Consider the following 11,798-nt stretch of genomic DNA (forward strand, 5'->3'; position numbering starts at 1 on the left):
GAGTGAAATCATCGCGAGCCCGCCGCTTGATCGGCTTGTAAATACACTCCCAACAGGACCGCGGAGGGCGTGGGGACGTACCTTGTCCCGCTCATCTGGAGCGTTCGACTGAGAAGCCGGGGCTCCAACCCACATGATGACATCCCGAACCGCCGGTCCTCCAATCGCTGAGACGAATGGAGATCGACGGCCCTCACGCCCAACGTTCGTCAAACAGCAGCAACTTGGCGCAACTCGGATCCTTCACGATTCGGATCAACTCTTCGGAGCGCCCCTTTTCTCTCTGTGCTCTTCGTTACCAGATGAACTTTGCGCCATCCGGCAGTTCGCAGATGAATTCGCCTTGGTTCACAAGCTCGGTGGTTCCGACAACAAGCTTCGAGGCTCGCACCGTCAGCTTGCCTTCGCGGCTAAGGCTATGGCGGATGTACTCGGTCACAGCATGTCCAGAGCTGTCGACCGTTTGGTGAGCATTGGAGAAGCTGATTCCATTCTGGACCGTCACCCTGAATGCATTGATAACCAGACCGGCCTGCGTCGCCGATGCAGGTTTGCCGCCCTCCGCGGGGCTACAGTGGCTCATGTCCAGTATGAGCTTCACATTCTTCCCCGCCTGCAGGGCATTGAGCACCTCGGTGTATTTCGGCGAGGGCTCATCGGCTCTCGCCGGAGCGCTAGCGCTTGCGACCGAAAGCAAGGACAACAGGATCGTCAGTCCTTTGCCGGTAATCTTCATATGCTCTTCTCCCTCGATAAGTACTACAGCTTACGTTTTTCAAGATGTCGTGCTCGCGCGTTGTTTGGCTTTCATTCAGCAAGCGCGCTCGCGCCTGTACAAAAACAGCCTGCCGCAATCAGGCGCAAGTAGTTGCGACGGCTATTCCAACATCACAACCTCGTAGGTCAGGTTCTGGGGGCATTCGCCTTGCGGGCGTTGACAACGATTTGTTCGGTGGTCGGCCGCTTGGAAACCACAAACGACGAGCGGTCGCGCTGGTCCACTCGGGCGTAATGAGCGAGGACATGCAGCCGTCACATCTGCAGGAGCAGACGATCTACGAAGGAAGCACTCGATCAGCCGCATGCGCTTGCGTGTCCTCTTAGTCTGCAAAGGACTGTCTGCCCTAGGCGATAGGTGAAGCGAACGCAGCGCGGCGGTCGAGGAACCCGGTCTCAGCTTGATCGATGTCAGCTTCTCGAAAGCTGCACCTGCAACAATCCGCGCCGATAGGCGGCACTTCGAAGGGAGTAGAGAGATGAATGTTGATCCACGGAATGCCGCGGACAATTCGTTTGAGGTTCAGCGGCCGCACCACGTCGGTCGACAGCAGGACGAGCTTAGCGCCCAAACCATCGCAGCGAGAAGTTCAGAAGACCAAGCAAACTTTGAGCAGCAGCTGAATGACTTGGCTCTAGATGACTTGGATTCGGTCTACCCCACCGCGGCGCCAGTCTCCTTAGCGGCAGATTCCGCGAGCGCCGCGCCCTCATCTGCGCCAAACGAGGCGATCTCGGAACCCAGTCGCTATCCAGCCTCATCATACGTCAGTGGGCGCGCTCAGCTTGCCGCAACACTGACGGGTGCCACTCTTGAAGCACTTCGGAACGAGATCGAACTTGCCGCGCAACAGGCAGCACGTTGGTCATCGGCGACCGACGCTGCCATTGATCGAGATCGCGTATTCGACGACGTGGCGAGGTCGTCATATGTCACACTGCGGCGTTTTCAGAATCAGGACACTGATTGCAAGCCGCACACGGAAGAAAACACGAGTGCAATATCTCATGTCCGCAACACGGCTCGAGATCATTCTTCCGTTGGAGATCCTCTGGAGCGGTATCCCCTGGACCGAGCCCGCCAGGCTGGTTGGCATATGCGGGGAAAGACTACAGTCTCAGCCTTCGTATCGTTAGTCGAGGATCCGTCAAAACTTGTCGTCTCTCGCGATCCGTGGGCGAGAGCGATTGCCAACAATGCGGACGCGCTACACACCTACACCGTACCGAAGACCACAATCTGGACGCCCGACGACGTGCTGAGTAGCATTGGGCTTGGAATGAACGCCGAGGATCAGGACACCATCGATGGAGACGTCGATTTGATGTGCTCACTGGGCAGAACGCCGACCCGCGAAACCGAGCGCCTGTTCCTTGGAGGCAATTTGGAAAGCTACCGCACCAGTAGTGAAGCAAATCCCTACAAGCGCGAGAGTAATGAGTAGATGGTCGATCGCGCCATTTGGCAGGTTCGTTGGCGACCAAGCGCCACAACACCCTGCAACGAAGAAAAGCGGCGCATCAGCTCCGCCTCATGCACAACAGATTAAGCGTAAGGGGGGCGACCGACGGCCCGATGAAGGCGCCGATCGAGCCGTACAGCGGTTGACAGTTCCGACGGAAGGTCAGGAGGACACCGATGTTGTCCCCTCATCCCTTTCCACTCGTTGAAGCATCGTGGCATCTTGGGTGCATTGTGTCGCGAGGCAGGAATTTATCAGGCGGCTTCAGGGGTTGGCAGGCGGATTTGGCGAGGTAAGCCGCCGAAAGCGCAGCATCCTCGCGTTAGCTAACTCTTTCTGACAATGATCGCGTGTCAACCAACCGTGTTTCGGCCGCGGTCGCATCATACATTCACTCACCCGTAGCAAGCGGCGCTATGGCATTACAGCCGATCCGCAACCTGGATGCGTTCCATCAAAACAATCGATTTTGCCGAGCATGCCTAAAGGCCTCATAGTCGATCGAAATGTATGGAGACCGCATTCAAGATGACGTCTGGCAATCGATTCTCTCCTCAGTCCCCTACCGAACAATTTGGCTCGAGCGATCGGCAGTCTCGCGTCACATCGACGTCCCGCGCCCGCCCCGATTTTCCCACTAAATTGCCGAGTATGAGGCAGGTCGGATTGGCCGATCTTTGGCGTCACAGCCGAACGACTGCCTCTTCGCGCGCTTCAAGGCGTTATGGCGCTACGCTTGATTGGACAGACAAATGCTCACGACCTTGGACAGAGCGCGATTGACCTTCGCACAGCTCGGCAGCATGGCCCCACTGTGTCGTCATTGCTTCACAAGGAGTCCGATGTTGATGGCGCCGATACAAAGAGCCCTTAAAGGCACTTGAATCTCACCCAGCGTCAGATTGTAGGATTTACGACAGTCTCGCGACAGACTCCACTCGCGTGAACTCTTCCTGACAGGTAGCGACAATTGCGAACGTCTCAGAATCTCAATGCTCGGCCGATACGGCTTGGGACACTGCTCGACTGCTCCGATTCAGATCTTGCATCGTTAATCTGCTTTGTGAACGCAAGACGAAGCGCGCTCTTCGCAGTCAGGCGAGGATCCAGCGCGCGAGAACAAGGCGAGCAATCGCCGTACCGATCACAGGCTGAGTCCAAGCTCGAGACTAGATCGTTCTTGCGCCGTTCAACCCGTCTGACGAAATTGAGCCGGCCTCACTGCCTCAGACAATGCGCGACAGCAATGCCAGGCTCAATTTGTCCTTCCTTGGCAGCCTTCGCTCGGCTGGCGCGGAGAAAATCTTGGAAGTAACCGAGCTTCAGGACGGTTGACATCATGTTTGGCCATTATCACCGGCTGGCGAGACAATGTCTAACCCGCCCATGGGCGTGTTGAGCGTTTCATCGCTCTTGGCCTTTTACAGCCTGTCGTCCGCCGCATAGCGCGTAAACTGTCTTAGACGCGGAAAACTTGTATCGTAGTGACTTGACGACACTACGGGCTCAACTGCCTTGCAGGACTGACCGCGGATCAAGACGATTTGGGAGTTCCAATGTCGGTTTCGCAAGTCCGTTCGGCGGCAGATACAGCCGCTCTCGCCTGCGCTTTCCTTTCACTCCGCGAGTTTGGCGCGATCGCCACTGCAGGCATTCGCGTAATGCATGCAGCCATCGCTATGTTTAGCCCGCAGATGAATCAGCACATCGCCAGGGCTCTCGTCCTCGTGAGAGATTGCCGATCACTTGCCGGCGTAAAGGAGATTTTGAGCCCCGCCGCGGGCTGGAACCATCCGCCGCGGGCCCCCGCCTATCCGCCGACGGCGGACGTGCACTGCCTGCCAACAGGCTCTTGCGTATCGCGCACGGGTTTTCGAATTCACGCCAAAGCGGCATCCTCTGGGTTCCGCCGATCGTCATGGTCAAGCGTGACACGCTCAAGTCCTGCCAAGGATGGAGGAGAGGCGATGAATGCGAATTCTCCTGGTTGATCATCATGCGGACTTTGGCCGCGCCGTGAAGGAAACGCTGCTGAATTGCGGGTTCGCCGTCGACGTGACGCGGACGCTGGATGAGGCGTCGGCCGCGTTGGATTGCGCGAACTATCACATGATACTGCTCGACTCCTTCTTGCCCGATGGAGATGGTTTGGACTGGTTGAAGCAGTTGCGGCGCGAAGGACAATCAATGCCGACTATGATGATGAGCAATCTCAATGATCTCAGTCGGCGGATTGCGATCTTCAACGCCGGAGCGGATGATTTTCTGCCCAAGCCCGTTTCTATCGACGAGCTCGTTGCTCGCATGCGAGCTATTCTGCGACGATCAACGCAGATGACGGCGCCGGTGGTGACATTCGGGAATCTGCATTTCGATCCGATCGCGAGACAAGTCTCCGTCGGTGGACGAGTACTGAGAATTGCGCGCCGCGAAGTGTGCATTCTTGAACATTTGCTCAACCGCGCGGGCCGTACCGTGCCGCGCGCATCGCTCGAAGAAAGCTTGTATGCATTTGACGACGAGGTCTCGACCAATGCGCTGGAAGTCGGGATTTATCGCCTGCGCACGCATTTGAGCCAGGCGGGTGCAACGCTCAGGATCAAGACCGCGCGCGGTGTCGGTTACACCCTTGAACTCGTTGGCGCAGCATCGGCTGCCTAGCCGATCGAACTTGAAAGCAGCACTTCCTTGAACTTCGTCAACAATGACGCCGGCGCTGATGGACCGTCGATGGTCGCCAGCGGCTCGCATTATGCCGCTTTTCCCCGCCTCTGCTACGCCCTGTGCGCAGTTGCTCTGCTACTTCCGCTTGCTGCCGCGGCTCAGGCAAAGCGAGATGGCAAAGGAGAACCGCCACGAGCCGCGCCTGGCAGCACCACCGGCACGCTCAACCTTACCTCCTCACAGGGAAAGACAGTTCATCTGACCGGACCGGCTGCGAGCATTTTTATTGCCGACCCTGCCATTGCGGATTATCAGGCGCCGTCGAACACCACGATTTTCGTGTTTGGCAAAAAGTCGGGACGGACTAGCCTGTTCGCCCTAAACGACAATGGAGAGGCTCTCGCCGAGCTGCGTGTTGTCGTCACCCAACCGATCGAGGATCTGCGGGCCGCGCTGAAGGCCGAGGTCGGCGACTATCCGATTCAGGTCAGCTATACCCCGCGCGGCGCGATCCTTAGCGGTACGGCGCCTAATGCCGAGGTCGTCGAGACCGCCAGGAAGGTCACTGAGCAGTTTCTTGGGGCTGGCGCGCTGGTTGTCAACAAGATCCAGGTCGCCGGCTCATTACAGGTGAATCTCAGCGTACGGGTGGCAGAGGTCTCCCGCATCGCCGCCAAGGATCTCAACATCAACTTCACCGCCTCGAGCCCAAACGGCGCTTTCCTTGTCACCGGCAAAGGGGGAGGGTCCGGCGCAGCCGGCGGCGGCGGCACGATCGGGATTGGATTTAGCGCCGGCAACACCAACTTGAGCGCTGTTCTGGACGCTCTCGCAAGCGAGCACCTCGCCTCAATCCTGGCTGAGCCGAATCTGACGGCGATGTCCGGCGAAGCCGCAAGCTTCCTCGCCGGCGGCGAATTCCCTATTCCGGTGATGCAGGATAACCGGCAGGTTTCGGTCCAATTTCGCCAATTCGGCGTGAGCCTCGAGTTCGTTCCAACGGTTCTCAACAATAATCAGATCAATATCCGTGTGAAGCCCGAAGTCAGCGAACTCTCGAGCGAAGGCGAAGTCAAAATCAATGGCATGGCGGTCCCTGCCCTCTCCACTCGGCGGGCGAGCACCGTGGTCGAGCTCGCCAGCGGTCAGAGCTTTGCAATCGGCGGCCTCATCAGGCGCAACTTCAACACTGATATCGGCGAGTTTCCCTGGCTCGGCGATGTGCCGATCCTGGGCGCGCTTTTTCGCTCCTCATCGTTTCAAAAACGTGAAACCGAGTTGGTCATTATTGTCACGCCCTACATCGTGCGGCCCGGACCGAATCCGAACCGGATGAGTGCGCCGAGCGACCGCATCTCACCGCCCTCAGACGCGGGGCGGATTTTGACGAACACGGTGGCCCGGCCGCCGCGAGAGCGCGATGCGCCTCGCGCCAGCGCACCAGGATCGACCGGCAGCGCGGGCTTTATTATCGAATGAGGATCGGCAAATGACTTTGCGACATCTGTGCTACCCGATCGTTATTGGAACAACATTGGGGGGCTGCGCAAATACTGCCTCGATCCAGCCCGGGCCGGCTGACCAAGAGATCCAGGTCGAGCAGAAGAGTAACGTGCTGTTCCTGCAGAGCCTTCGTGGCCCCGAACGGCATCGGCTGCGAAGCTTTATTGCAGCGACCAGTCGCGGCCGGCTGGATGCCCTCCATGTGGGTGTCATCGGCCCGCCCAGACTCATTGCACAGGTGGCCCACGAGGCTCGCGCCATGGGCGTTGCCACCTACAACATCCGCCTGTCCGCTTCTCGTGTGGATTTGCCGGCTCGTTCCGGGGTGAGGATCGAAGCGATCACTTTCGAAGCCCATCCTCCGGTCTGCCCATCGCTCTCCATCGTCGGTCCTACAGTGAACGACAATTCGTTCAATCCGACCCTTGGCTGCTCAGTCCGGAATAACCTTGCGGTCATGGTCAATGAACCTGGCGACTTGTTAGGCAATGGCGCTGTCATGTCGACCAGTGGTGATCGTGCAGTGCTTCCCATCACCGCACGTGGGGCCACGTCGGGGGGCAACAGGAGCAATTTGGAGGATGAAACGCATAACAGGGTTGCGCCAGAAACCCAATAAGCGGCTCGTAAGACCCGAGCAGCATGAACGTCGGTTGGCCATTCTTGTCCATATCAGTCTTGGAATCGGCCGACGAGCCTCCGGGAATCCAATCTTTGCTCGATCCTTTTCTTGGGATCGTGCAGCTTACAGATCAGGTTTTGGGACAGTTGGATCGTTGACCAGAGATTTGAGCGCATCGCTGTTTTGTGCGACGCTAAACTAGGCCGGCGGCAAAGACTGCCTTTGCAACCCTCTCGAAACACTCCATCGGAACGGCCTTGCCCATCGCACCTTTTCGGATCAGCTGACGCGCCAACACATGATCCTCGACAATGCTCAGACGTTGGGCGCGCGCCTCCGCCAGTAACTGTGAAGCCGTTTCGCCCTCGCCGCGGCACACCAGTACTGGGACGCCGGTCTCGCCCCGAACGTAGCGCAGCCCAATCAATGTCGCTCGCCCCGTCAGTATCAATGTCGCCCGATGGATGCCGAGCGGAGACTCGTTCGCCGACTCCCGACGGAGCCTACGGTGTTCACCCTTGATCTGCGGATTACCATCCTGTTCCTTGGACTCGCGCTTGGCTTCGCTCTGCGTCATGCGCATGTCGCGCAAGAACAACCAACGCTGAATGAGCAGATCGGCCAAGCCGCCAATCAGAAGAGCGCCGGCAGCAATCGCGATCAGCACTTTGAGCTCTTTAAAGACAAAACCAAAGCAGCTCAAATCGCAAACGGGCAAGTATACCAGTGCCCTCCAGCTTGCGAGCACAGTGAAAACGAACGTGGCGCCAAGAACCAACACTTTGACGATAGACTTTCCAAGCTCGACAACCGACCGTTGGGAGATAATCCGCTTCAGCCCTTTGACGGGGTCCAATTTCTCAAAGCTGGGTTTAAGCGGCTCAACCGAAATCGTCAGGCCGCCGCCGGCCAAGACACCGGCCAGAATCGCCGCGACAACCGCCGCAGCTAGGATGGGAGCCGCGGCTGTTATAGAAAGGTCCATCAATCCGACCAGCGCCTGCCGGGCCGCACTGTTGAAGGGCTGTTCCTGCAGCTTGTCGGTGAGCCGCACAGCTTCGCGCCATCCGTCTTCGATCGCGCCCGCCCTGAAGCACAGGCAGCCGAAACCAGCGCAAAGGCTTACCGCGGTCACAAAGTCGGCGCTGCGCGGGCTCTGCCCTTTCTTACGCGCGTCCCTCAGCTTCTTGTGACTTGGTGGAAGATTTTTCTCTTCGCTCGTGTCGCTCATTTCAAGAACTTCTCGAGCCACTCCAGCACGTCGTTGAACCGAATGATCTCTGCTCCCATATATTCGATGAGGAAGACGGCGTAGCTGACCACAATAATGCCAAAGGCGGCATTCTTGATGGTCGGAGAGAGATCGTTCAGCTTGATTTGCGGCGCAAAGCGCCCGAGCAGCATGAGGGATACGTCAATCAGAAGCAGCAGAGCCAGCACGGGCCCGGCGACCACAAGAGTCGTATGCATGATATGGTCGAGAAGCCCGATAAACTCCATTGCCCCTTGCTGGGTCAGAGGAGGTAGCAGCCGATACACGGGCCAGATCAGATAACTTCCATAGAGGCATCTGACCATGGTCTGCAGACCTCCTGATACAACGAAGATCGTAACCGCGGCAGTCCCGAGAAAGAGCCCCATCGCGGCGGTTTGACTGCGTGTCGCAGGATCGTCCAGCTGGCTGGAGATGCCGCGCTGGGTATCAATGATGTCACCAACGGCCTGGATGCTCCAAAGTGGTATACTAAGCAGAAAACCAAACAGCAGGCCGATAAATATCTCCTTCAAACCGAGGAGCGAGACCGCAACCATACGGGTGCCCGGATCTAGTGTCTGCAAGCCGTTCCTGATCTGCATCAAGCAAGGCAATCCAATCACAATCGTCGCGCTTGCGCGGATAATCCCGCCAATGTGCGGTCGCGTGAATACCGGAAGAACCAGCATAATGCCGAGGGCCCGGGCCGCGCCAAGACCGGCCGCAACGACGAACTCGACAGCAGTCTGAATCAGAGCTTGCGTCTCGGTGGGTGACAAGGCATCCATTTGAGCTCAGCTCGTCGCGCCTTCAGCCAATGCAACCGTCGCACTCACGTCGCCATGATGTGAGACGTCAAGAACTCTGCAGATCTCGTGTCCCAGCGGTTGCAGAGCGACAGGCCTCCCAGGGCAGATGACTTCGGCTTCAACTATCCATATGACTACCGCCATCCGGCGCAGAGGTATGGCCATTCGATGAGAGCACCCGCGAAATCGCGCGCGGCTTACAAGCCACGCTTCTTCCGCTCTCACCGGCCGCAGCGCGGTTTGGAGATCTGAGGGCCAATTTCGCAGTCTATGGAGATCGGTCTCGAGCGGCACCTTCATTCGCAGGCTCATTCACCAGAATGCCAGAAACTTGGGGCCGCTTGCAATCAAAGCGGTTGCCCGTTCACTTGTGTCGACAACTCGCCAGGCTGTGCATCGAGGACCAGGTCTCAGCAGGTAATTGCATCACATCGTAAGCACACCTGAATCGAACGGATAGAAATTCCAAATGGAGTCATCCTTCCTCCGAATACGGCGGGCTCATAGAGCCGAACAGGACAGTTCGGATGTCTATCCGTCTCATAATAGTGAGGCGAGCTTTCGATAAGATGACGAACTCGCTTTTTGTGGTTCGCAATGAAGGCCAACAAACGAGACGCTATAGCTGAAACGTAGACAGGCTTGCGTGCCGCGCGCACTAATACCTCGCTGTGAGCGCGGGGAACTCAGTAAAGATACGCTGGGCTTGCTCGATCAGGGGCGCGCTCAGCACCGGAGCAAACAGAACGAGCACGGCGGCGACGACGAGGAGCTTCACGGTAAGCGGCAAGGTTTGATCCTGGAGCTGGGTTGCTGCCTGCACGATGCCAATACCCAATCCGGCCACGAGGGCTGCCAGAAGCGGCGGTAGAACCCAGATCATGAACAGGACTAATGATCGGCTCAGGTGGGTGAGAATGCTGGCCTCGTCCATCTCACCCCCCCGGGGATGCGTAGCTTAAGACCAATCCGTGCATGAGCCGCGACCAGCCGTCGATTGTGACGAACAGAAAGAGCTTGAAAGGAACGGATATCATTGTTGGTGATACCATTGACATGCCCATGGCCATCAGAATTGTCGTCACAATCAGGTCGATCGTGATGAACGGAAGATAGAGAAGGAAACCAATTTCAAACGCACGCTTAAGCTCCGAGATCAAAAAAGACGGCACGAGGATCGCAAAATCGTCGGCTGTTGCGTTGGCGCGCATCTCCTCCGACCAGATATGTTCCGTCGACGACAAGAAGAACGTGCGCTGCTCCTCAGTGGTGAACTTTTTGAGATGGGCGCGCAGCGGCTCGCTGCCTTCCTTGGCGGCGGTCAACCAGTCATCGGCGGTTTGGTAACGAAGTTGCGTATCGGTCACGCGGTTGTAGGTTTGCTCGAATACTGGGGCCCCTATGAATACGGTAAGGATCAATGCAGCACCATACAAAACGATGTTCGGTGGTATGGACTGAGTGCCGAGCGCGTTGCGGATCAGGAAGAGAACGACGGAAACCTTGATGAACGCCGTTGTTGTGACAACTGCGAACGCCAGCAGGCCAAGACCGGCGGTCGCCGCAACAAGCGCAAGGATGCTCGGTTGAATGTCAACCATTGACCGCCAACTTGCTCAGTAACCGGATGCCCAACGCTTCACCGACGCGTACAATGTCGCCGCGGCCGATCAATTGACCATTGGCAACAATGTCGACCGGACCGTCCACCGGCCGGCCAAGCTCGAACACGTGCCCCTCGTTGATGCTTCTCAACGTACCCAGCGTTATGGGCCAGCGGCCGCATTCGAACACAAGCGTGATCTCAACACTGTCGATGTCGGCTTCCGAGGGCGGGATTGCTTGTTCAGCTTGGGGGCGTATCGTCATATTTGCATACCTTAGAGGATGGGACTGCAGGCGGAATGGTCCCCGAAGGATAAGTCTGTCGCCCGCCGCCTGCGCCGGCGCCCACAACTTGTCCGCAGCGAGGATGAGCTGGCCATGGGCAAAGGGAATGACCTCGGGCAGCAGTGCGTCGCCGGGCTGTGCTTGGCGAAGAAGCTTGATGGGCGCGCGCAGCGAGCCGATCTCTCTCGCAATTACGACCGGCAATTCCGAAGAAATCTTACCTAGATCTCGCGGTAATTGGCCGATCAACTCGCCTAAGACACGAAACGCAGACGGAACCAGACCGTCAAGAGGCGCGAACAAGAACAGGCGAGCCTTGGCCGCCAGCGGCCCGAAAGTAACGTCGAACTCCAAATAGGGGTCTCTGGCCGTTGTGTCTTCGACGCGGATCAGCTGCAAATTCCGCGCGAGCACGATCTCTAATGCAGCGAGCCAAGGTTCCAGTGCAAGTTCGAGAAGGAGCGAGCGAGTTGGGCCGGAAGGTAAAGTAAGGCCATGCTGGATCGTTGAAATCAGTGCCTCGACGAGAAGGCGGGGCAAGGACAACACAGCGGTCTCGCCTTCGGCGCAAAATACGCAGTCGAGCACCGACGTGGCATATGGCTCGGCCTGCCAAACAAGCCGGCTCACACGGATCGATAGCGGCTTATCGCCAATGCGGCTCTGCAGAACCGTGCGCGGTGCGGCGGTCTCGTTGAGCCAGGAGACCACTTCATGCGACAGCTTTGCCGCTGGCTGATATAGTGCGGGTTCACCCATGGCACTTATCGACAGGTTCCGCGGGCGCAGCTCGCGAGTTGATAAGAGAACCAGCC

Annotated in this window: 10 protein-coding genes; 4 read left to right on the plus strand and 6 right to left on the minus strand. The window is 57.8% G+C overall.

Annotated elements, in window-relative coordinates; genetic code table 11:
* Positions 1-295 precede the first annotated feature (295 nt).
* Positions 296-736 carry a VirK family protein gene (locus tag XH96_RS33545; RefSeq protein WP_194389686.1) on the minus strand — a complete coding sequence of 147 codons (441 nt, stop codon included), beginning with the start codon at positions 734-736 and terminating at the stop codon, positions 296-298.
* Between the two features lie 442 nt (positions 737-1,178).
* On the opposite strand from XH96_RS33545, the gene XH96_RS33550 reads away from it, so the two are divergent.
* The 4 genes from XH96_RS33550 to XH96_RS33565 all read left to right on the plus strand — a co-directional run bounded on the left by XH96_RS33550 (position 1,179) and on the right by XH96_RS33565 (position 7,026).
* On the plus strand, positions 1,179-2,222 hold the full coding sequence (locus XH96_RS33550) for a hypothetical protein (RefSeq protein ID WP_246789865.1): 1,044 nt from the start codon (positions 1,179-1,181) through the stop codon (positions 2,220-2,222).
* Positions 2,223-4,211: 1,989 nt separating this feature from the next.
* Positions 4,212-4,901, plus strand: coding sequence for a response regulator transcription factor (locus tag XH96_RS33555; protein ID WP_194389687.1), 690 nt, complete (start codon positions 4,212-4,214; stop codon positions 4,899-4,901).
* Between the two features lie 69 nt (positions 4,902-4,970).
* Positions 4,971-6,383, plus strand: a complete 1,413-nt coding sequence (locus XH96_RS33560; protein WP_244553900.1) for a type II and III secretion system protein family protein — start codon at positions 4,971-4,973, stop codon at positions 6,381-6,383.
* Between the two features lie 10 nt (positions 6,384-6,393).
* Complete coding sequence (locus tag XH96_RS33565) at positions 6,394-7,026, plus strand: CpaD family pilus assembly lipoprotein (protein WP_194389689.1); 633 nt, start codon at positions 6,394-6,396, stop codon at positions 7,024-7,026.
* A 196-nt stretch (positions 7,027-7,222) separates the two neighbouring features.
* On the opposite strand, the gene XH96_RS33570 is transcribed toward XH96_RS33565, so the two are convergent.
* The 5 genes from XH96_RS33570 to sctQ form a co-directional block, all read right to left on the minus strand.
* On the minus strand, positions 7,223-8,260 hold the full coding sequence (locus XH96_RS33570) for an EscU/YscU/HrcU family type III secretion system export apparatus switch protein (RefSeq protein ID WP_194389690.1): 1,038 nt from the start codon (positions 8,258-8,260) through the stop codon (positions 7,223-7,225).
* Entirely contained in the window at positions 8,257-9,072 is an 816-nt protein-coding gene (gene sctT, locus XH96_RS33575; RefSeq protein ID WP_194389691.1) for a type III secretion system export apparatus subunit SctT, read from the minus strand. The genes XH96_RS33570 and sctT overlap by 4 nt, the downstream gene beginning before the upstream one ends.
* Before the next feature lie 679 nt (positions 9,073-9,751).
* A complete protein-coding gene (locus tag XH96_RS33580; protein WP_194389692.1) occupies positions 9,752-10,027 on the minus strand; it encodes an EscS/YscS/HrcS family type III secretion system export apparatus protein in 276 nt (91 codons plus the stop codon).
* Position 10,028: 1 nt separating this feature from the next.
* Entirely contained in the window at positions 10,029-10,694 is a 666-nt protein-coding gene (gene sctR / locus XH96_RS33585; protein WP_027563377.1) for a type III secretion system export apparatus subunit SctR, read from the minus strand.
* Positions 10,687-11,742 carry a type III secretion system cytoplasmic ring protein SctQ gene (sctQ, locus tag XH96_RS33590; RefSeq protein WP_194389693.1) on the minus strand — a complete coding sequence of 352 codons (1,056 nt, stop codon included), beginning with the start codon at positions 11,740-11,742 and terminating at the stop codon, positions 10,687-10,689. Before sctQ ends, sctR begins: the two co-directional genes overlap by 8 nt.
* Positions 11,743-11,798: the final 56 nt, after the last annotated feature.

Origin of the sequence: Bradyrhizobium sp. CCBAU 51765 (assembly GCF_015291725.1) — a bacterium.
Taxonomy (GTDB): Bacteria; Pseudomonadota; Alphaproteobacteria; order Rhizobiales; family Xanthobacteraceae; genus Bradyrhizobium; species Bradyrhizobium liaoningense.

Bases quoted from the DNA above. Each gene is read 5' to 3' on its own strand.
- XH96_RS33570 (WP_194389690.1), bottom strand. From the start codon at position 8,260: ATGAGCGACACGAGCGAAGAGAAAAATCTTCCACCAAGTCACAAGAAG.
- sctR (WP_027563377.1), bottom strand. From the start codon at position 10,694: ATGGTTGACATTCAACCGAGCATCCTTGCGCTTGTTGCGGCGACCGCC.
- XH96_RS33565 (WP_194389689.1), top strand. From the start codon at position 6,394: ATGACTTTGCGACATCTGTGCTACCCGATCGTTATTGGAACAACATTG.
- sctQ (WP_194389693.1), bottom strand. From the start codon at position 11,742: ATGGGTGAACCCGCACTATATCAGCCAGCGGCAAAGCTGTCGCATGAA.
- sctT (WP_194389691.1), bottom strand. From the start codon at position 9,072: ATGGATGCCTTGTCACCCACCGAGACGCAAGCTCTGATTCAGACTGCT.
- XH96_RS33580 (WP_194389692.1), bottom strand. From the start codon at position 10,027: ATGGACGAGGCCAGCATTCTCACCCACCTGAGCCGATCATTAGTCCTG.
- XH96_RS33555 (WP_194389687.1), top strand. From the start codon at position 4,212: ATGCGAATTCTCCTGGTTGATCATCATGCGGACTTTGGCCGCGCCGTG.
- XH96_RS33560 (WP_244553900.1), top strand. From the start codon at position 4,971: ATGGTCGCCAGCGGCTCGCATTATGCCGCTTTTCCCCGCCTCTGCTAC.
- XH96_RS33545 (WP_194389686.1), bottom strand. From the start codon at position 736: ATGAAGATTACCGGCAAAGGACTGACGATCCTGTTGTCCTTGCTTTCG.